At 69.3% G+C, this 20,004-nt stretch carries 18 protein-coding genes and 1 pseudogene; 9 read left to right on the plus strand and 10 right to left on the minus strand.

The features are described 5' to 3' along the window. Positions 1-45: 45 nt before the first annotated feature. Complete coding sequence (locus NTM_RS17685; RefSeq protein ID WP_163767006.1) at positions 46-1,161, plus strand: branched-chain amino acid aminotransferase; 1,116 nt, start codon at positions 46-48, stop codon at positions 1,159-1,161. Here the strand turns inward: NTM_RS17685 and NTM_RS17690 are convergent. The 3 genes from NTM_RS17690 to NTM_RS17700 are packed head-to-tail and all read right to left on the minus strand — an operon-like array spanning position 1,158 to position 3,642. Next, complete coding sequence (locus NTM_RS17690) at positions 1,158-1,889, minus strand: adenosylcobinamide-GDP ribazoletransferase (protein ID WP_104865292.1); 732 nt, start codon at positions 1,887-1,889, stop codon at positions 1,158-1,160. The two genes, NTM_RS17685 and NTM_RS17690, sit on opposite strands and share 4 nt — an antisense overlap. A 5-nt stretch (positions 1,890-1,894) precedes the next feature. Then, positions 1,895-2,950 (minus strand): nicotinate-nucleotide--dimethylbenzimidazole phosphoribosyltransferase, encoded by a 1,056-nt coding sequence (gene cobT, locus NTM_RS17695; RefSeq protein WP_232079747.1) that lies wholly within the window; start codon positions 2,948-2,950, stop codon positions 1,895-1,897. After that, entirely contained in the window at positions 2,947-3,642 is a 696-nt protein-coding gene (locus NTM_RS17700) for a DUF3043 domain-containing protein (RefSeq protein WP_104865291.1), read from the minus strand. Before NTM_RS17700 ends, cobT begins: the two co-directional genes overlap by 4 nt. 61 nt (positions 3,643-3,703) lie before the next feature. On the opposite strand from NTM_RS17700, the gene NTM_RS17705 reads away from it, so the two are divergent. Next, entirely contained in the window at positions 3,704-4,804 is a 1,101-nt protein-coding gene (locus NTM_RS17705; protein ID WP_170311982.1) for a glycerate kinase family protein, read from the plus strand. 91 nt (positions 4,805-4,895) lie between these two features. Next, positions 4,896-5,273: a HesB/IscA family protein gene (locus NTM_RS17710; RefSeq protein WP_104865289.1), complete on the plus strand. Its 378-nt coding sequence runs from the start codon at positions 4,896-4,898 to the stop codon at positions 5,271-5,273. A 13-nt stretch (positions 5,274-5,286) separates the two neighbouring features. Here NTM_RS17710 and NTM_RS17715 read toward each other — a convergent pair whose 3' ends face one another. After that, a complete protein-coding gene (locus tag NTM_RS17715) occupies positions 5,287-5,922 on the minus strand; it encodes an Rv0361 family membrane protein (RefSeq protein WP_163767007.1) in 636 nt (211 codons plus the stop codon). A 175-nt stretch (positions 5,923-6,097) separates the two neighbouring features. Between NTM_RS17715 and NTM_RS17720 the strand changes: the two genes are divergently transcribed. After that, positions 6,098-7,069 (plus strand): carbohydrate kinase family protein, encoded by a 972-nt coding sequence (locus tag NTM_RS17720; RefSeq protein WP_104865287.1) that lies wholly within the window; start codon positions 6,098-6,100, stop codon positions 7,067-7,069. A gap of 83 nt (positions 7,070-7,152) precedes the next feature. Here NTM_RS17720 and asnB read toward each other — a convergent pair whose 3' ends face one another. Then, positions 7,153-9,084, minus strand: a complete 1,932-nt coding sequence (asnB, locus tag NTM_RS17725; protein ID WP_163767008.1) for an asparagine synthase (glutamine-hydrolyzing) — start codon at positions 9,082-9,084, stop codon at positions 7,153-7,155. Between the two features lie 136 nt (positions 9,085-9,220). On the opposite strand from asnB, the gene ctaC reads away from it, so the two are divergent. The 4 genes from ctaC (at position 9,221) to NTM_RS17745 (ending at position 12,407) form a co-directional block, all read left to right on the plus strand. Further along, a complete protein-coding gene (ctaC, locus tag NTM_RS17730) occupies positions 9,221-10,270 on the plus strand; it encodes an aa3-type cytochrome oxidase subunit II (protein WP_104865285.1) in 1,050 nt (349 codons plus the stop codon). 9 nt (positions 10,271-10,279) lie between these two features. Further along, entirely contained in the window at positions 10,280-10,699 is a 420-nt protein-coding gene (locus NTM_RS17735; RefSeq protein WP_104865284.1) for a cytochrome c oxidase subunit 4, read from the plus strand. Between the two features lie 154 nt (positions 10,700-10,853). Then, positions 10,854-11,696: an MmpS family transport accessory protein gene (locus tag NTM_RS17740; protein ID WP_104865283.1), complete on the plus strand. Its 843-nt coding sequence runs from the start codon at positions 10,854-10,856 to the stop codon at positions 11,694-11,696. Between the two features lie 15 nt (positions 11,697-11,711). Further along, the gene (locus tag NTM_RS17745; RefSeq protein WP_104865282.1) at positions 11,712-12,407 is read left to right on the plus strand and encodes a DUF2561 family protein; all 696 of its coding nucleotides are present in this window, start codon (positions 11,712-11,714) and stop codon (positions 12,405-12,407) included. Between the two features lie 236 nt (positions 12,408-12,643). Here the strand turns inward: NTM_RS17745 and qcrB are convergent, their stop codons facing one another. The 4 genes from qcrB to ctaE are packed head-to-tail and all read right to left on the minus strand — an operon-like array spanning position 12,644 to position 16,957. Continuing rightward, complete coding sequence (gene qcrB, locus NTM_RS17750; protein WP_104865281.1) at positions 12,644-14,302, minus strand: cytochrome bc1 complex cytochrome b subunit; 1,659 nt, start codon at positions 14,300-14,302, stop codon at positions 12,644-12,646. After that, a complete protein-coding gene (qcrA, locus tag NTM_RS17755) occupies positions 14,299-15,504 on the minus strand; it encodes a cytochrome bc1 complex Rieske iron-sulfur subunit (protein ID WP_083146028.1) in 1,206 nt (401 codons plus the stop codon). Before qcrA ends, qcrB begins: the two co-directional genes overlap by 4 nt. Then, complete coding sequence (gene qcrC / locus NTM_RS17760; RefSeq protein WP_179963954.1) at positions 15,501-16,307, minus strand: cytochrome bc1 complex diheme cytochrome c subunit; 807 nt, start codon at positions 16,305-16,307, stop codon at positions 15,501-15,503. The genes qcrA and qcrC overlap by 4 nt, the downstream gene beginning before the upstream one ends. A 38-nt stretch (positions 16,308-16,345) precedes the next feature. After that, complete coding sequence (gene ctaE / locus NTM_RS17765; RefSeq protein WP_104865279.1) at positions 16,346-16,957, minus strand: aa3-type cytochrome oxidase subunit III; 612 nt, start codon at positions 16,955-16,957, stop codon at positions 16,346-16,348. 68 nt (positions 16,958-17,025) lie between these two features. On the opposite strand from ctaE, the gene trpD reads away from it, so the two are divergent. Continuing rightward, entirely contained in the window at positions 17,026-18,120 is a 1,095-nt protein-coding gene (gene trpD, locus NTM_RS17770; protein ID WP_232079748.1) for an anthranilate phosphoribosyltransferase, read from the plus strand. On the opposite strand, the pseudogene NTM_RS17775 reads toward trpD, so the two are convergent. Further along, positions 18,058-19,851, minus strand: a pseudogene (locus NTM_RS17775) (DEDD exonuclease domain-containing protein); the annotation flags it as partial. The gene trpD and the pseudogene NTM_RS17775 sit on opposite strands and share 63 nt — an antisense overlap. Between the last annotated feature and the right edge of the window lie 153 nt (positions 19,852-20,004).

A 20,004-nucleotide genomic window follows, 5' to 3' on the forward strand; every position in this document is an offset into this window, starting at 1 on the left:
TGTGCGCGGGAAAACCGCTGGCGCTCCGGTTATACAATCGGCTGCATGACTGAAGGCCTCGAGTTCACCGTTGATCGCGCTGCGAATCCGGCGAGCGACGAGGTACGGGCCGGCATCCTCGCCAACCCGGGCTTCGGCAAATTCCACACCGACCACATGGTGTCGATCGACTACACCACCGACAAGGGCTGGCACGACGCGAAGGTCGTGCCGTACGGCCCGATCGAACTGGATCCGTCGGCGATCGTGCTGCACTACGCGCAGGAGATCTTCGAGGGCCTGAAGGCCTACCGGTGGGCCGACGGCTCGGTCGTGTCGTTCCGGCCCGAGGCCAACGCGGCCCGACTGCGCGCGTCGTCGCGCCGGCTGGCGATGCCGGAGCTGCCCGACGAGGTGTTCCTCGAGTCGCTGCGACAGCTGATCGCCGTCGACGAGCAGTGGGTGCCGCCGGCAGGCGGCGAGGAGTCGCTGTACCTGCGGCCGTTCATGATCGCGACCGAACCCGGGCTCGGGGTGCGGCCGGCCGACGAGTACCGCTACCTGGTGATCGGCTCGCCCGCGGGTGCGTACTTCCCGCGGGGCATCAAGCCGGTCAGCGTGTGGCTGTCCCACGAATACGTGCGGGCCTCGCCGGGCGGGACGGGCGCGGCGAAGTTCGGCGGCAACTACGCCGCATCGCTGCTGGCGCAGGCCGAGGCGGCCTCGCACGGCTGCGACCAGGTGGTCTGGCTGGACGCGATCGAACGCCGCTACATCGAGGAAATGGGTGGGATGAACCTGTTCTTCGTGTTCGGCAGCGGCGGCACCGCGCGGCTGGTGACGCCGGAGCTGTCCGGTTCACTGCTGCCGGGCATCACCCGGAGTTCGTTGCTGCAGTTGGCAACCGACGCCGGTTTCGCCGTCGAGGAGCGCAAGATCGACGTCGACGAGTGGCAGAAGAAGGCCGCCGCGGGGGAGATCACCGAGGTGTTCGCGTGCGGCACCGCCGCCGTCATCACCCCGGTGTCGCACGTGAAGTTCGGCTCCAGTGACGGCATCGCCGAGTTCACCATCGCCGACGGCGAACCCGGTGAGATCACCATGGCGCTGCGCGACACCCTGACCGGGATCCAGCGCGGCACCTTCGCCGACACCCACGGCTGGATGACGCGGCTGTCCTAACGGACCGCCAGCCCGAGCGCGGCCACCGTCGTCGCGACCTCCAGCGCTGCGCCGAACACATCGCCGGTGACCCCGCCGAATCGGCGCACGCAGTGCGCGACCAGTCCGGCGCCGACCGCCACGGCGACGATCACGGCCAGCGGTCCCTGCCACGGCCGCTCACCCACCAGCGCCGCCAGTGCGGCGACGGCCACCAGCCACGCGCCCACCACCCACCGGGGCTGGGTGCCCGCGACCAGCGTGCCCAGCGTGCTGCCTGCCGCCGCGGGGACCCCGCGCCGGCAGGCGGCCACCACCGCGACCCGGCCGGTGAGCACCGCGACGGCCACCGCCGCGGCGCCCGCCTGGCTGAACGCGACGGACTGCACCAGCACCGTGACCGCCACCGCGGCCACCGCGAACGGTCCGGCCCGCCCGTCGCGCATCACCGCCAGCGCACGCTCCGGCGGCCCGTAACAACCCAACGCGTCGGTGGTGTCGGCCAGGCCGTCGATGTGCAACCCGCGGGTGACCAGCAGCAGCACCGCGACCGTCAGCGCCCCGGCGAGAAGGCTGTGCGCCCCGAACGCCCACCCGCCGAACCAGCACACGGCCGCGGCGAGGCCACCGAGCGCCGCGCCGGCCACCGGTAGCGCGGTCAGTGCGCCGCGTCCGATCACCGCATTCGCGCGCGCAGGTACCGGAAGAACCGTCGCGAACGCGAAAGCGCCTGCCAGCGAACGGAACACGGGTGCTAGGCCTCGCCGATCCCGGCTTCCTCGAACGTCGCCATCGACGCGAGGGTGGCCACCGCGGCACGCAGCACCGGCAACGCGACCACCGCGCCGGATCCCTCGCCGAGGCGCATGTCGAGCTCGACGATCGGCGACAGCTCCAGCTGCTGCAGCGCCAGGGTGTGCGCGGGTTCGGTGGAGCGGTGCCCGGCCCGCCACCACTGCCGGGCACCCGGCGCCAACCGGTCCGCGGCCAGCGCGGCGGCGGTGACCACCAGTCCGTCCAGCAGCACCGGCGTCTTGCGGACCGCGGCCTGCGCGCAGAAACCCGTCATCGCCGCGAGGTCGGCGCCGCCGCAGATCCTCAGCAGGGCAATGGGATCGGCCGACAGGCGGCGGGTGCGGTAGAGCGCGTCGCGAATCGCCGCGGTCTTGCGGGCCCACCCCGCGTCGTCGATGCCGGTGCCGCGGCCGACCACGGCCACCGGCTCCGAATCGGTCAGTGCGGCGATCAACGTCGTGGCCGGCGTGGTGTTGCCGATACCCATATCGCCGGCGATCAGCAGGTCCGCCCCGGAGTCGACCTCCTCGTCGGCGATCGCGCGGCCCGCGTCGATGGCCTGCACCACCTCGCCGGGGGTCAACGCGTCCTCGACGGCGATGTTGCCGCTGGAGCGGCGGATCTTGTGGGCGCCGATCGCGGGGGACAGCGGCTCCTCGGTGTCGACGGCCATGTCGGCGACGCGCACGGTGGCACCGGCCACCTCGGCGAGCACGTTCACCGCGGCGCCGCCGGCGGCGAAGTTGGCCACCATCGCCGCGGTCACCTCAGGCGGATACGCCGACACCCCGGCGCCGGCCACCCCGTGATCCCCGGCGAACACGACGACCCTGGCGCGCTCGAATTGCTGTGGCGGGCACACTCCTTGGCAGGCGGACACCCAGATCGACAATTCCTCGAGCCGGCCGAGCGCACCGGCGGGCTTGGTCAGCCGCAGCTGGCGCTGCGCCGCCGCGGCGGCGGCATCGGCATCGGGTACGGGAATCTCAGGAAAGTAGCCCACCTGCGGTGTCACGCAACGGTGGAGCCACGCTCGACCCGCGGCCGCGGCGCCCGCATGCGGCGCAGCTGCGAAGCCCGGCTGGCGGCGTAAAAGCCGAGCTTCCAACCGGTTTCGGTGTTGTTCGGGAACTTCTGATCGGCCATCCGGTTCACCTTGCGGCCCAGGAAGAAGCCGTCGATCACCATGATCAGCACGAGGATCAGCATCGCCGGAGACACCGCCGCCTGCACCTGAACCGACGGCACCGCCAGCATGATGAAGATCATCGCGAGCGCCGCAGGCATGAACAGGCCCAGCAGATTTCGCCGGGAGTCCACGATGTCGCGCACGTACGCGCGGACCGGGCCGCGGTCGCGGGGCAGCAGGTAGGCGTCCTCGCCGGCCATCATCCGCTCGCGGCGCTCGTTCATCTCGGCGCGGCGCTCGGCGCGCTCCGCCTTGCGCTCCGCACGCGAGAGCTTCGGACGCTGCGCACGCATCTCCTTGCGGCGCTTCCTGGCCTCGGCGGTGGTCATCGGCGCCGGGGCCACCGGCCCGCGCCTGCGGGCCGCCTCGTTGCGCTTCGGGGTCGGCCTGCCCTTGGGTGCGGTACCCGCACGCGGCGCCCCCGCGCCAGTGGTCGCATCGTCGTTCGAGGCATCCTCGGCGGGAACGGAATCGCCCGGATCTCCAGCGTCGTCACTCTTGCGGCCCAGCAGTTTCACAGGCCCCAGGTTACTTCTTTCGCACCCAGCGGACCCAATCCGCGCCGGATAGTCTGCCGGGGTGACGGCCAGCGAGCTCCCCAGCAGAACTGTGCTCATCGCCCCCGATTGCTTCGGCGACAGCCTGACCGCGGTGCAGGCCGCCGACGCGATCGCGCGCGGCTGGCGCGCCTCGCGGCCCGGTGACGACGTGCGGCGCGCTCCTCAGTCCGACGGTGGGCCCGGCTTCGTCGACGTGCTCGCCGACCGGCTCGGGGAGATCCGCACGTCGACGGTCAGCGGTCCACTCGACGCCGACGTCGAGGCGCGCTGGGTGCTCGACCCCGCCCCGCCGGTGACCGCCTACCTGGAATGCGCGCAGGCCTGCGGGTTGGCGCTGCTCGGTGGACCCCCGACGGTGCACACCGCGCTCCAGGCGCACAGCAGGGGAGTCGGGCAACTCATCGCCGAGGCGCACGCCGCCGGAGCCGGCCGCATCGTGGTCGGGCTCGGCGGCAGCGGCTGCACCGACGGCGGGCGCGCGCTGGTGGAGGCGCTCGGCGGGCTGAGCGCGGCCCGTGAGCTGCTCGCCGGCGTCGAACTGATCGCCGCCAGCGACGTCGAACACCCGCTGCTCGGGCCGATGGGCGCGGCGGCGGTGTTCGGACCGCAGAAGGGCGCCGACCCCTACACCGTCACGATCCTCGAACAGCGACTGACCGGCTGGGCCGAACACCTCGACGCCGCCGCGGGCCGCCGGGTCAGCGACGAACCGGGAGCCGGTGCGGCGGGCGGCATCGGCGCGGCGCTGCTCGCGCTCGGCGGGCGGCGCGAATCGGGGGCCTCGATCGTCGCCGAGCACACCGGGCTTTCCGCCGACGTCGCCGAAGCCGACCTGGTGATCACCGGTGAGGGCCGCTTCGACGACCAGTCCCTGCACGGCAAGGTCGTCAGCGCGCTCGCCGCCGCCGCACAGGCCCGCGGCATCCCGGTCCTGGTCCTCGCCGGCCAGGTCACCCTCGCCGCATCCGAGCTGGCCGGCGCCGGGATCGCGGCGGCGCATTCCGTCACCGACCATGCCGGATCGGTGCACAAGGCGATCGAGGATGCGGCCAACCAACTGGAAGGACTGGCCGCCGAGGTCGCGGCCAGATGGGACGGCAGCGGCAGAAGTGAGGAATAGGGGCGGAACCAGGTACCGTTGATGCAGTGGGGCCCGCCCCGATCGCGGGGGCGACCCGGCTCCACTCACGTACATCCACACGGGAGATTCCATGACTGTTCAGGACGAGTCGGCTGTGCAGGCTGGCCAGACCACCGAGGCTGCGCACGGCGTGACCCTGACGGATGCTGCGGCCGCCAAGGCGAAGGCGCTGCTCGACCAGGAGGGTCGCGACGACCTCGCCCTGCGTATCGCCGTGCAGCCGGGCGGTTGCGCCGGCCTGCGCTACAACCTGTTCTTCGACGACCGCACGCTCGACGGTGACCTCACCGTCGACTTCGCCGGTGTCGAGCTGACCGTCGACCGGATGAGCGCCCCCTACGTGCAGGGCGCGACGATCGACTTCGTCGACACCATCGAGAAGCAGGGCTTCACGATCGACAACCCGAACGCGACGGGCTCCTGCGCCTGCGGCGACTCGTTCAACTGACGAGCCGCGGCGCTCAGTACTGCCCGGCCGTGCGCGGCAGGTAGGAACAGACCAGAACTTCGTCGTCGATCGACAGCAGCTGTGCGACGGCCTGCTCGTCGGCCTCGGTAGGCGCATTGCGTGACGAACCGCTGGCGGGCAGGACACGCATGGTGAACAGCACCTGCGCCTGCGTCGGCGACGACAGCACCATCTTGTCGATCGATGACACCTGGGCGCTTTCGTACTGCTTGCGGAACGCATCGCTGGACAGATTCGCCAGCGCCAGATCCGAGCGGCGCTCCTTGACCGAGTCGAACAGCCCGCACAGCGTGTGCCGCGCCACCCGCTCGTCGTCGCCGTTGGTCAGCGCGTCGAGGTAGTCCTGGATCGCCGCCTTCGCCGAAGCCTCAGTCAGCGCGCCGCCCGCCGTCTGCTCGCGGGTTCCACTCGCCGCCACCGTGGCGATCACCCCGATCACCACCGCCAGCGCGGCCACCACCGCCGCGACGATGAGCCACGTCTTGCGCCCGCGCTTGGGGTACTGGACCGGCGGCGGCAGCGCACCCGGATAGGGCTGCGGCGGGTAGGGCTGCTGCGGATACGGCTCCGGATACATCTGCGGTCCTGCTGGTCCAGCGCCGTATGGGGGCGGGTACGGACCAGTCATAGATTTGCTCCCGGAAAGTCGAACGGATCCTGCGGCATCTACAGTGACCAGGCAGGCACTTATAGGCAGGTTAGCGCAACCCCTCCCCGACAACAGGGTGCTGACCTGTCCGGCGCCCTCCGCGCAACGCTGCCGACACAAGCTGACATGCCATGAACAAGAAGGGTGGGACTGCGTGACCATCGCGGTGACCGGATCGATTGCCACTGACCATTTGATGCGCTTTCCGGGGAAGTTCTCCGAGCAGCTGCTCGCAGACCACCTGCAGAAGGTGTCGCTGAGCTTCCTCGTCGACGACCTCGTCATGCACCGCGGCGGCGTCGCGGGCAACATGGCGTTCGCGATGGGCGTGCTCGGCGGTAACCCGACACTGGTCGGCGCCGTCGGCGAGGACTTCGAGGACTACCGGCAATGGCTGACCTCGCACGGGGTGAACTGCGACGCCGTGCTGGTCTCGCAGTGCGCCTACACCGCGCGCTTCGTCTGCACCACCGACGAGGACATGGCCCAGATCGCGTCCTTCTACCCGGGCGCGATGTCGGAGGCCCGCAACATCAAGCTCGCCGACGTCGTCAAGGCCACGGGTACCCCGGACCTGGTCATCATCGGCGCCAACGATCCCGAGGCGATGTTCCTCTACACCGAGGAATGCCGCGCGCTCGGACTGCCGTTCGCCGCCGACCCGAGCCAGCAGCTGGCGCGGCTGTCCGGCGAGGAGATCCGCAAGCTGATCGACGGTGCGAGCTACCTGTTCACCAACGACTACGAGTGGGACCTGCTGCTGCAGAAGTCCGGCTGGTCCGAGGCCGAGGTGATGAGCCAGATCCAGCTGCGCGTCACCACGCTGGGCGAGAAGGGCGTCGACCTGGTCGGGCGCGACGGCACCTTCGTCCACGTCGACGTCGTGCCCGAGACGCACAAGGAAGACCCGACCGGTATCGGCGACGCGTTCCGGGCCGGCTTCCTGACCGGCCGGGACGCCGGACTGTCGCTGGAGCGGTCGGCCCAGCTGGCCTCGATGGTCGCGACCCTGGTGCTCGAAGCGCCCGGCCCGCAGGAATGGACCTGGAACAAGGACCTGGCCGTGGCGCGCCTGACCGACGCGTACGGGGCCGAGGCGGCCGGCGAGATCGCTGAGGCGCTTTAGCGCCGACAGAGTGCGCTGAGGCGCTTTAGCGCCGACAGAGTGCGCTGAGGCGCTTTAGCGCCGACAGAGTGCGCCGCGGCGATCTAGAGCTGCACCGGGTAGGACGGCTCGCTGATCGCCGGGGTCACGGTCTTCTCGACGAAGATCGCGTGCCACAGCATGAAGATCAGCACCGTCCACAACCGGCGGCTGTGATCGCTCGTCCCGCCGCGGTGCTCGTCGAGCATCGCGCGCACGCCGTTCAGGTCGATCAGCTCGCCGGTTCCCGAGGAGCTGATCGTCTCGTGCGCCCAGTCCAGGAGCGCACCCGAGCGCAGCCAGTGCCGGATCGGCACCGGAAAACCGAGCTTCGGACGGTTCAGCACATGCGCGGGCACGATCGGCTCCAACGCGCGGCGCAGTGCGTACTTCGTCGTCGACCGCGTGATCTTCTGGTCGTACGGCAGCCGTGACGCGACCGCGAACACCTCCGGGTCCAGGAACGGCACCCGCAGTTCCAGCGAGTTGGCCATCGTCATCTTGTCGGCCTTGACCAGGATGTCCCCGCGCAGCCAGGTGAACAGGTCGATGTGCTGCATCCGGGCGACCGGATCCCAGCCCTGCGATTGCGCGTACACCGGCGCGGTCACGTCGGTGTGCACCCAGTCCGGACGGAACCGCCGCAGCACCGCGCGCAGCTGCGCGTCGGAGAAGCTGCGGGCATTGCCGTAGTAGCGCTCCTCCAGCGTCAGCGAGCCGCGATGGAGCAGGCTCTTGCCGCGCATCCCCTCCGGCAGCGGCTGGGCCATCCTGCCGACCGACCTGCGCAGTCCGCGCGGCAGATAGTCGAACGGCTTCAGCGACAGCGGCTCCCGGTAGATGGTGTAGCCGCCGAACAACTCGTCGGCACCCTCACCGGAGAGCACCACCTTGACGTGCTTGCGGGCCTCCTTGGCGATGAAGTACAGCGGCACCAGCGCCGGGTCGGCCACCGGCTCGTCGAGATACCAGACGATCTCGGGCAGCGCCGCGACGAACTCCTCCTGGTCGACCACCTTCGCGACGTGGCGCGCACCGATCGCCTCCGCGGACGCGACGGCGACGTCGACCTCCGAGAAACCCTCGCGTTCGAAGCCGGTGGTGAACGTGATCAGCCGAGGGTTGTGGCGCATCGCCAGCGCCGCGATCGCCGTCGAATCGATGCCGCCCGACAGGAACGCGCCCACGGTGACGTCGGCGCGCATGTGCTTGGCGACGGAGTCCTCGAGCGCGGCGGTGATCTCGTCGTAGCGTGCCTGCTCGGCACCGGCTGTGAACGGCACCGCCGCGAAACGGGGCCGGAAATAGCGTGTCACCTCGGGCGGCGCGCCCGGCCGCACCCGGGCGTAGCTACCCGACTCCAGCCGGCGTATCCCGCGCTGCAGCGTCTCCGGCTCCGGTACGTACTGCAGCACGGTGTAGTGCTGGACGGCGCGCTCGTCGATCGCGAGGTCGATACCCAGCGGCTCGGCGACGTCGAGCAGACACTTCTTCTCGCTGCCGACCACCGTCCCGTTCGCGCTGGTCGCCATGTAGAGCGGTTTGATGCCGAACGGATCCCGCGCGCAGAACAACTCCTGCTCGACGGTGTCCCAGAGCGCGAACGCGAACATGCCCCGCAGCCGGTGCAGCGCATCGGGTCCCCAGTGGTGGTAGGCGGCCAGGATCGCCTCGCCGTCACCGTCGGTGTGGAACACCGCGCCGTACTCGGCGGCGAGTTCCTCCCGCAGCTCCAGATAGTTGTAGATCTCACCGTTGAACACGAGCGTGTAGCGCTGCGGCGCATCGGCCGGGCCCCACTGCAACGGTTGATGGCTGTGCGCGATGTCGATGATCGACAACCGGTTGAACCCGACCACGACCCGGTCGTCGTGCCAGGTCCCGGGCTCGTCCGGACCGCGGTGGCGCATCTGCGCCGCTGCCCCCGACATCGACTCGACCAGGGCAGGGGAGACCTCACAGAACGGGTCGGTTACCAGCGCAAGCAGTCCGCACACGGCGCCAGTATGCCTAATCCTGACGGTCGCTTCGCGCCTGTCGTACGGCGTGGTCTACGCTGCGTAGTATTCATGCAGCCGTGTGACCGCACCGCGGTCTCAATCGACTACTCGATGTCTTCAAGGAGGCGCCAACGTGTCCGCTCGCGGCCTGAAGTTGGTGGCATTGTCCCTGCTCCTTGGCGGGATGACAGTGCTACTCAGCGGATGCAGTTGGTCGGAGGTACTCGGCCTGGGATGGCCCAACGGCATCACGCCGGAGGCACATGCCAACCGTGAACTGTGGATCGGTTCTGTCATCGCGGCGTTCGTCGTCGGTGGGATCGTCTACGTCCTGCTGTTCTGGACCACGGTGTTCCACCGCAAGAAGGCCGGCGACACCGAGCTGCCGCGGCAGTTCGGCTACAACATGCCGCTGGAACTGACGCTGACGGTGATCCCGTTCATCATCATCTCGGTGCTCTTCTACTTCACGGTGGTGGTGCAGGAGAAGATGCTGCACAAGGAGGACAACCCCGAGGTCGTCATCGACGTGACCGCCTTCCAGTGGAACTGGAAGTTCGGCTACCAGAAGGTCGAGTTCGCCGACGGCACGATGTCCTACGACGGTGTCGACAACGAGCGCAAGGAAGCCATGACCTCGCGCCCCGAGGGCGCGGACGACCATGGCATCGAGCAGGTCGGCGCCATCGCGGGGAAGAACCCCGAGGACCGCACCTACCTGAACTTCGACAAGATCGAGACGCTGGGTTCGTCCACCGAGATCCCGGTGCTGGTGGTTCCGTCGGGCAAGCGCATCGAGTTCCAGATCGCGTCGGCCGATGTCATCCACGGCTTCTGGGTTCCGGAGTTCCTGTTCAAGCGGGACGTGCTGCCGAACCCCAAGGAGAACAACTCCGACAACGTCTTCCAGATCAGCGAGATCAACCTGCCCGACGGGCAGACCAGCGGAGCGTTCGTCGGGCGTTGCACCGAGATGTGCGGCACCTACCACGCGATGATGAACTTCGAGCTACGGGTGGTCTCGCCCAACGACTTCAAGGCCTATCTCGCCCAGCGTGAGTCGGGCAAGACCAACGCCGAGGCGCTGGAGGCGATCAACCAGTCGCCGGTGGCCATCACCACCAAACCTTTCGACACCCGTCGCGGTGAGGGTGCGCCCGAGCTGCCGCAGGCCAGCAGGTAAGGACAGCAGATGCATATCGAAGCCAGGTTGTTCGAATTCCTGACCGCGTTCTTCGCGCTGTGCACGGTCGTCTACGCCGTGCTGACCCATCTGTTCGCCCGTGGCGGCATCGAGTGGGCAGGCACCACCGCGCTGGCGCTGACGACCGGTCTGTCCCTGATCACCGGCACGTTCTTCCGCTTCGTCGCGCGCCGGCTCGACACCCGGCCCGAAGACTACGAGGATGCCGAGATCGCTGACGGCGCGGGCGAGCTGGGCTTCTACAGCCCGCACAGCTGGTGGCCGGTCATGATCGCGCTGTCCGGCTCGATCACCGCGGTCGGCATGGCGATGTGGCTGCCGTGGCTGATCGTCGCCGGCGTGTGCTTCATCCTTTCGACGGTGGCCGGACTGGTCTTCGAATACCACACGGGGCCCGAGAAGCACTGAGCCCGGCCGCAAGGTCACAATCAGGCATGAGTTACCCCGTAACCCGCGTCCAGGGATCCGTTCGGGTGCTGCCGTTGGGTAGTGTTGCCGAGGCGTCATGAGCCGCCACGGCGACCACCGACGCCGAAGAAGCAGTCGAGAAGGACAGACGTAGATGAGCGGGCCGAATCCTCCCGGGCGGGACTCTGGCAGCTCTGGTCTCCCAGGTGAGGAGCCGGAAAGCGCCGCCGACAACCCCGACACCGGCCAGACGGACTTCTACTCGCGCGCATACTCGGCGCCGGAGTCCGAACAGTTCGTCAGCGCGTACGCCTCCAACGATCTGGTGCCGTACGACTACGACACCTACGACGCCGCGGCGGACGTCGAATACGCACCGCCGCCGCGCTGGCCGTGGGTGGTCGGCATCGTCGCGATCATCGCCGCCGTCGCACTGGTGGTCTCGGTGTCGGTTCTGGTGACCCGCACCGACACCGACAACCTCGCCACGCCGGAGACGACGACGCGGCCCGCGCCGCCCGTGCAGGACGAGATCCTGACGACGACGCCTCCGCCTCCGCCGCCCCCACCGCCGCCGACCTCGGAGGCCCCGCCGCCTCCGCCGCCGGAGACCGTCACGGTGACCCAGGAACCGCCGCCTCCGCCGCCGGCCGAGGAGCCCCCGCCACCGCCGCCGCAGACCTCGGAGGCCCCGCCGCCTCCGCCGACGACCACGACGCCCGCGGGCCCGCGACAGGTGACCTACTCGGTCACCGGGACGAAGGCCCCCGGCGACATCATCACGGTGACCTACATCGACGCGTCCGGGCGCAGCCGCACCCAGCGCAACGTCTACATCCCGTGGTCGCTCACCGTCACCCCGATCTCACAGTCCGAGGTCGGCTCCGTTCAGGCGTCCAGCCTGTTCCTGGTCAGCCGGCTGAACTGTTCGATCACCACCAGCGACGGACAGGTGTTGTCGTCCAACACCGGTAACGCCGCCCAGACCAGCTGTTAGGCCACTGCGACGCCGATGACGAACCTCACCGACACCGCGAACCGCCCGAGCGCCGGGTTCGACGTCTCCTCCCTCGACCGCACCGACCGGCTGCTGCTCGGTGGCTGCGTGGTGGCCTGGCTGGCCGCGCTCGGCGGCGGTGTCGCCGCGATCGTCGCGCTGATCGACCTCGGCCGCGGGCACACCGCCCCGGCGGGGGATTCCGGCACGCCGTGGGTGCTGTACACGATCATCGGTGTCTCGGCGGCGGTGATCGTCGCCGCGGTCCCGCTGCTGTTGCGCGCCCGGCGCGATCCCGACGCCGAACTCACCCCTGTCGAGAAGCGGCTGGCCCGGCAGCAGGCGGAGCGCACCGAGGCCCCGGCACCTGCCCCGGCACGGCCGGTGGATGCCCCGACCGAGAAGCTGCGTGTGCCCCCACCACCCGCCGACACCAACAGCGGGCGCCTGCCCCGGATCCTGCAGTCACCCGTGTCGCCGACGGTGATCGACTCACCGGCCGTCGACCGGGTCTGGCTGCGTAACACCGCGTCGGTGACCGGTGCGATGGGCGTCGCCACGGTGCTGGTGTCGACCGCGACCTACCTGATGGCCGTCGACAGCGTCACGGCCTCCTGGGTGCTCTACGGCGTTGCCGGCGCCGTCACGGCCGCGATGGTGGCCATCCCGGTGTACTTCCTGCGCGAGCTGCGGGCTGCGCTCGGGAGCTAGTCGCGGAATCGTGACGCGGTCCAGATCCCGGACCGCGCGCAGCCCGAACGGGGTGTCTCGTCGTCTTCGACTGCGCCACCGGGCAATTCGAGACAGTCGCGGTAGGTCACGGCGTCCACGACGACTTGCCCGTCGGATGAACACGCCGATAAATGTGGCGGGGTAGGGGAGTGGGCACACAAAAAGATCCGCCCCAGCCGGATGGCTGGGGCGGATCTTTCGCGTTCGTGCTCGGGTCAGTGGTGACCGTTGGTCGAGCCGTTGGACCCGTTGCCGGCATGCGTGCGGTCCTGATGCTCGCGCAGCGCGGTGAGCGCCCGGCGCTCGGCCGCATGAGCGGCCTCGGTGAGCGCTTCGTGCTCCGAGATCGGATCCGCCGACAGGAACCCACCGGTACCCGGCGCACCCGCCGAGCCCAGCTTGTTCATCCGCTTGGGCAGGGCAGCACCCTGGTACTCCAGCGGAATCGGGTGACCGTGCTCGTCGACCGGGCCGAGCGGCTGGTGCAGCTCGACATAGGCGCCGTGCGGCAGACGCTTGATGATGCCCGTCTCGATGCCGTGCTCCAGCACCGCGCGGTCGCTGCGCTGCAGCGCCACCGCCCAGCGGTAGGCGACGAAGTACACGATCGCGGGCAGCACCACCATGCCGATGCGGCCGATCCACGTCGTCGCGTTCAGCGAGATGTGGAACTTCAGCGCGATGATGTCGTTCATGCAGGCGAACGTCAGCAGGATGTAGAACGAGATCGCCGCCGCACCGACCGCGGTACGCGTCGGCACGTCACGAGGACGCTGCAACAGGTTGTGGTGTGCGTCGTCGCCGCTGAGCTTCTTCTCGATGAACGGGTAGGCGATCAGCAGCGTGAAGACCAGACCCATCGCCAGCGCGACCCAGACACCCTGCGGGATGGTGTGACCGAACGGGTAGAACTCCCACGCCGGCCACAGGCGGATCAGGCCGTCCGTCCACATCATGTAGAAGTCGGGCTGGCTACCGGCCGAGACTTGAGACGGGTTGTACGGACCGATCGTCCACACCGGGTTGATCTGCAACAGACCGCCCATCAGGCCCAGGATGCCGACCGTCACGGCGAAGAACGCGCCGGACTTGACCGCGAACACCGGCATGACGCGCACGCCGACGACGTTCGTCTCGGTGCGGCCGGGGCCGGGGAACTGGGTGTGCTTCTGGAACCACACCAGCGCGAGGTGAACACCGATGAGCGCCAGGATGATTCCGGGGATCAGCAGGATGTGCAGCGCGTACAGGCGGGGGATCAGGATCTCGCCGGGGAAGTCCCCGCCGAACAACGCCCAGTGCATCCAGGTGCCGACCACCGGGATACCGATCGTGATGCCCGAGAGCGCGGCGCGGATACCGGTGCCCGAGAGCAGGTCGTCCGGCAGCGAGTAGCCGAAGAAGCCCTCGAACATCGCCAGGATCAGCAGCAGCGAGCCGATCACCCAGTTCGCCTCACGCGGGCGGCGGAACGCGCCGGTGAAGAAGATACGGGCAAGGTGGACCATGATCGACGCCGCGAACAGCAGCGCCGCCCAGTGGTGCACCTGGCGCACGAACAGACCGCCGCGCACCTCGAAGCTGATGTCCAGCGTGGTCTCGTATGCCCGCGACATGCCCACACCGCGCAGCGGCTGGTACACGCCGTCGTAGACGACGTGCGCCATCGACGGGTCGAAGAACAGCGTCAGGTACACGCCCGTGATGAGCAGCACCAGGAAGCTGTACATCGCGATCTCGCCGAGCAGGAACGACCAATGCGTCGGGAAGACCTTGTTGAGCTGCCGGCGCACCGCGGCCGACGGGTGATACCGCGAGTCGATCGCGTCACCCTGCTTGGCCGCGATCGTGGCGGCGTCTAGACGTGGGCTCATGACTTGCGCTCCCAGAATGCCGGTCCGACGGGTTCGATGAAGTCGCCGTTGGCGACCAAGTAGCCATCCTGGTCGATCGTGATCGGCAGCTGTGCGAGCGCACGAGCGGCGGGACCGAAGATCGGCTTGGCGAAGTGCAGCGCGTCGAACTGCGACTGGTGGCACGGGCACAGGATGCGGTAGGTCTGCTGCTCGTACAGCGACGACGGGCAGCCCAGGTGCGAGCACACCTTGGTGTAGGCGAACAGCTCACCGAAGTTGAAGCTCTCCTGGCCGCGGCGCTTGACCACGCGGGACATGTCGCCGGGCTTGATGCGGATCAGCATCACCGGGTTCCGCACACCCATCACGATGTCGTAGATGTGGTGCTGGGACTCGACTGTCGTTCCGTCACCGTCGGATTCACGCCACGGGTAGACGGTCTCCATGCCACCGGCGTCGAGGTCCTCCGGGCGCATCTTGACGAACGGGGAGTCACCGGGCTTGCCGGTCGCGCGGGCCAGGTAGATGGTCTCGCCCTCGAAGCGCGGGGTCCATCCGGACGTCCACAGCACGGCCTTCATGCCTTCGGCGGTCGGCACGACGGGCTTCCACGGGTTCTTGATCAGACCGCCGATGAACGCCACCGCGGTGCCGAGCCCGAACGCGCCGAACCCGATACCCAGCGAGATGCCGATCATCTTGCGGCGCTTGATGGTCGAGCCGTCCAGCGCGTCGCCGAGGTTCGCGGCGATCGTCTTGCGGTGCAGCTCGGGGGAGCGCCCGTCATGGCGATCCTGGATCGAGATCTCTTCGGGGATGAACTTCTTCTGGTACATCACCGCGCCGATACCGATGGCCAGCACCGACAGCCCGAAGGTCAGGCCGTACAGCGGCGTGGTCAGCGAGTACATGAACTCGCCGCCGGACCCGTAGGGCTTGTACTCCCAGGGCCAGAACAAGAAGATCAGCAGCAGCGCCAGACCCGAGAAGCCGGCCAGCAGGAACCAGTACGCGACGGTGCGCTCGGCGCGCTTCTCGGCCTTGGTGCCGGGGATCGGCCAGCGTGGCTCCTTGTAGACGATCTCGACACCGTCGAGCTTGCCGCCGAGTTCGAGGAGCTCTTCCTGCGTCATCTTGGCGAGTTCGGCGTCGGTCGGCTGTCCCGGCTCACCCTTGTGGCCGGGGACGTCCGTGCCTTTCTCGTCAGGCTTGTCACTCATGCCCGTGCTCCGATCCACAGTGCGGCGGCGATGATGGCCACCATTCCGACGATCCACGCGACCATGCCTTCGGAGGTCGGCCCGAAGCCGCCCAGTCCGAGTCCGCCCGGGGTGGGGGTTTGCGCGGCTTCGCGCACGTAGGCGACGATGTCGCGCTTCTCCTCAGGGGAGAGCTGGCGGTCGGAGAACTTGGGCATGTTCTGCGGACCCGTCAGCATGGCGGTGTAGATCTGCGCTTCGTTGGCGTTGCCGAGGTCAGGGGCGTACTTGCCCGACGACAGTGCGCCACCCTTGCCGGTGAAGTTGTGGCAGGACGCGCAGTTCAGCCGGAACAGGTCGCCGCCGCGGGCGACGTCGTTGCCGATCAGCGACTGCGAGGCGATGTGACCGTTCTCGTCACGGGGCACGACGGGGCCGCCGCCGTTGGCCTGGATGTAGGCACCCAGCGCGTCGGTCTGTGCCTCGTCGAACTGACGGGGCTTCTGCGGCGCCTGCGCCTCGCCGCGCATCGCGGGCATACGGCCGGTGGACACCTGGAAGTACACGGCGGCCTCGCCGACACCGATCAGGCTCGGGCCACGGTCGGCGACACCCTGCAGGTTGACGCCGTGGCAGGACACGCAGGACGTGTCGTAGAGCTGCTGACCAACGCGGAGCATGGCCGACGCCGACTCATCGGCGACAGCGACCTGAGGTGACGGCGTCAACGTGGCCGCCAGGCCACCGGCCATCACCAATCCACTCATCAGCAGCAGGGCTGCTGTGAGCCGTCGGCGTAACCGCCGGCGCGACTTGCTGGTCATCGAACCCCTTCTCATCAGGCGAGGCATTCGCGAGCCGATCATCGGACGAAGTAGATGACGGCGAACAGGGCGATCCACACGATGTCGACGAAGTGCCAGTAATAAGACACGACGATCGCGGCGGTCGCCTGGGCTGGTGTGAACTTGCTCATCCGGGTGCGCAGCAACAGCAGCACGAAGGCGACGAGACCGCCGATGACGTGCAGGCCGTGGAAGCCGGTGGCCAGGTAGAAGACGGTGCCGTAGGCGCTGCCGGCGATGGTGGTGCCGTGCTGGACCAGGTGCAGGTACTCGTACGCCTGGCCGAGCACGAAGAACGTGCCCATCGCGAGGGTGATCGTGTACCACCGGCGCAGCCCGAACACGTCGCCGCGCTCGGCGGCGAACACGCCCATCTGGCAGGTGAACGACGAGGCGATCAGCACCAGCGTCACCGGAACGGCCAGGGCCAGGTTCAGCTCGGTGGGCTCCGGCGGCCAGTCGCCGTGCGCTTGCGCGCGCGCGGTGAAGTACATCGCGAACAGTCCAGCAAAGAACATCAGTTCACTGGAAAGCCAGACGATGGTGCCAACACTGACCATATTTGGCCGGTTCAGCGAATGCACACGCGATGTGATTGCGGATCCCGACGTCCCTACAGCGCTCGTCACAGGAGCAAGTATGACGCTTTGTAGTTGTTGAACTCCACCCGGGGTTGGCAATTCGTCATAATCACCGGGTGATATCTCCTTCTCCCACGTCCGGCACCGGTTCCTCCGTACGCGGGGGTGAGCCGACCTGGCCGGTGGTGCTGGGCCGGCTGACGACATCTCAGACCCTGCTGCCAGGACAGACGGCGTGGGCGATGGACCAGATCATGAGCGGCACCGCCACGCCCGCCCAGATCTCGGCGTTCGCGGTCGCGATGAAGATGAAGCGGCCCACCTCGGGGGAGGTCACCGAGATGGCCGACATCATGCTCAAGCACGCCCGCCGGGTACCGACGGACACCATCGGGACGTCGACGGTCGACATCGTCGGCACCGGTGGTGACGGCGCGAACACCGTGAACCTGTCGACGATGGCCTCGATCGTGGTCGCCGCCGCGGGGGTGCCCGTCGTCAAGCACGGAAACCGGGCGGCGTCGTCGCTGTCGGGCGGTGCGGACACCCTCGAGGCGCTCGGGGTGCGCATCGACCTCGGGCCCGACGAAGTGGCGCGCAGCGTCGCCGAGGTCGGCATCGGCTTCGCGTTCGCTCCGCAATTCCATCCGTCGTACCGGCACGCCGGCGCGGTGCGCCGCGAGATCGGGGTGCCGACGGTGTTCAACCTGCTCGGGCCGCTGACCAACCCGGGTGGCCCGCGCGCCGGGCTGATCGGTTGCGCGTGGGGCGATCTCGCCGAGGTGATGGCCGGGGTCTTCGCCGCCCGGGGTTCCAGCGTGCTGGTGGTGCACGGCGACGACGGACTCGACGAGCTGACCACGACCACGACGAGCACGATCTGGCGCGTGCAGGCCGGCACCGTCGAGCGGTTGACGTTCGACCCGGCCGCGTTCGGTTTCGCCCGGGCCGAGATCGCCGAACTGGTCGGCGGGGATGCCGACGCGAACGCCGCGTCGGCGCGCGCGGTGCTCGGCGGCGAGAAGGGCCCGGTGCGCGATGCGGTGCTGCTCAACGCCGCCGGCGCGATGGTCGCCCACGCCGGGCTATCCAGCGACGCTCAATGGGTCCCGGCCTGGGAGTCCGGTCTCGCGCGGGCCAAGGACGCGATCGACTCCGGGGCGGCCGAACAGCTGCTCGCGCGTTGGGTGCGGTTCACTCAGGCACTCTGAGTCCAGCGACTCTGAGCTGCGCAGCTGCTCGGCAGCCAGCCGCGCCGAGCGGGCGGCCGCGGCCCACGCCGCCCACCGGCCTGCCGCGCCGATCGGCGAGCAGTAGCCGGTGTCGGTGCGCACGATCCGGACCCCCGGTTGGCCCAGCCAGCGGGCGATCAGCGCGGTCTCCTCGACCAGCGCGCCCCCGAGCGGCCCGTCGGTGGGCAGCACGGACTGCGCGGCGGAGGTGATCGCGTCGACCACCGGCATCGGCGGAACTCCGCGCGGCGCGACACCCGCCGAGGCGAGCTGGCCGTGCCGGATCACCGCGAGGTGCCAGCCCCGGTTGCCGTCCGGGCGGGCCGCGACCAGCTCGGGGATCGCCGACAACGCCCGCAGCCGCTGGCCCCGCCACAACACGTCGATCGTCGCGGCGGTGTGGTCGCGCAGCCGGGCGGCCGTCTCGTAGCGGTGACGTTCGGCCAGATCGGCGATCTGCGCCAGCGCCGCGGTGAGCGGCTTGTCGCAATGCCCGTCGATCAAGGCCCGCGCGGCGGCGGTGGCGGCGGCGTACCCGGCGGCGTCGGCGCCCCGCGCGGCCGGACACGGCGACACCTCCCGCTCCGGGCACGCCGGCCCGTGGACGGCGCTGCGGCCCAGCCGGTTGGTGCACGTGCGCATCCCGGTGAAGCGGGCCATCAGCGCCGCGGCGTCGTATGCGTCGGCGCGCGCACGGAACGGCCCCACCGCGCCGGCGGTGCGCGGCGAGCGCACCGCCGAGAAGCGCGGGAACGGCTCATCGGTCAGCGTCACCCACCACCACTTGTGCGGGAACTTCGACCGCCGGTTGTACGGCGGTGCGTGGGCGGCCAGCAGTCGCAGCTCGCGCGCCCCGGCTTCGAGGTCGTGCGCGCACTCGACGTGGTCGACCGTGACGGCCAGTGAGGCCATCTCCTTCATCCGGGTGCGTGGGTCGGCGCCGTTGTAGTACTGGGAGACCCGGCGCCGCAGATCCACCGCGGTGCCGACGTAGAGCACCTCCTTGGACGGCCCGCGGAACAGGTAGACGCCGGGCGTGCGCGGCAGGGCGCGTGCGAGGTGCTTTTTGCTGCGCTGCGCCGGGGTGACGTCGGGAAGATAGGAACGCAGCTCGGAGTACGTGTGCACGCCCTGGTTGCCGACGCGTTCGATCAGCCCGTGCAGGACGTCGACGGTGGCGCGGGCGTCGTCGAGCGCGCGGTGCGTCGGGGTGGTGGACGCACCGAACAGCCGCGCCAGCGCCGACAACTTCACGCTCGGCGCCTCGTCGCGGGTGAGCACGCGGCGCGCCAGCGTGACGGTGCACAGCACCGGCGGCTTGGGCCACGGCAGGTGATGGCGTTCGGCGGCGGCGCGCAGGAAGCCGACGTCGAACCGGGCGTTGTGCGCGACGAGCACTGCGCCGCGGGCGAATTCGAGGAAGGCAGGCAGGACGCTGTCGATTCTCGGCGCGTCGTAGACCATCGCCGTCGTGATCCCGGTCAGCGCGACGATCTGGGGCGGGATCGCGCGACCGGGGTCGACGAGGGTGGCGAATTCGCCGAGCACCTCGCCCCCGCGTACCTTCACCGCGCCGATCTCGGTGATCGCGTCGTGCCGCTCCCCGGCGGGCCGGCCCCCCGTGGTCTCCAAATCGACCACCACAAAGGTGGTTTCACGCAGAGTCGGGTCGGCCAGCGGATCGACATCCGCGAACGTGAGCTGACCCATGTGCTGAACGTAGGCCGCCGCGGTGACAAGTGCGGGGAGCAGCGCCGTGACGCACGCAGCGGAGTTGTCGGTGGCCGTCGTTAGCGTGCGGCAAGACTGCGAACGAGAGGACGAATGCGATGACGCATGAGCGGTGGTGGCTCGGTGACGAGC

The organism is Mycolicibacterium parafortuitum (genome assembly GCF_010725485.1).
GTDB lineage: Bacteria > Actinomycetota > Actinomycetes > Mycobacteriales > Mycobacteriaceae > Mycobacterium.

Bases quoted from the DNA above. Each gene is read 5' to 3' on its own strand.
- NTM_RS17685 (WP_163767006.1), top strand. From the start codon at position 46: ATGACTGAAGGCCTCGAGTTCACCGTTGATCGCGCTGCGAATCCGGCG.
- NTM_RS17710 (WP_104865289.1), top strand. From the start codon at position 4,896: ATGACTGTTCAGGACGAGTCGGCTGTGCAGGCTGGCCAGACCACCGAG.
- NTM_RS17715 (WP_163767007.1), bottom strand. From the start codon at position 5,922: ATGACTGGTCCGTACCCGCCCCCATACGGCGCTGGACCAGCAGGACCG.
- NTM_RS17735 (WP_104865284.1), top strand. From the start codon at position 10,280: ATGCATATCGAAGCCAGGTTGTTCGAATTCCTGACCGCGTTCTTCGCG.
- NTM_RS17740 (WP_104865283.1), top strand. From the start codon at position 10,854: ATGAGCGGGCCGAATCCTCCCGGGCGGGACTCTGGCAGCTCTGGTCTC.
- NTM_RS17745 (WP_104865282.1), top strand. From the start codon at position 11,712: ATGACGAACCTCACCGACACCGCGAACCGCCCGAGCGCCGGGTTCGAC.
- qcrB (WP_104865281.1), bottom strand. From the start codon at position 14,302: ATGAGCCCACGTCTAGACGCCGCCACGATCGCGGCCAAGCAGGGTGAC.
- qcrA (WP_083146028.1), bottom strand. From the start codon at position 15,504: ATGAGTGACAAGCCTGACGAGAAAGGCACGGACGTCCCCGGCCACAAG.
- qcrC (WP_179963954.1), bottom strand. From the start codon at position 16,307: ATGACCAGCAAGTCGCGCCGGCGGTTACGCCGACGGCTCACAGCAGCC.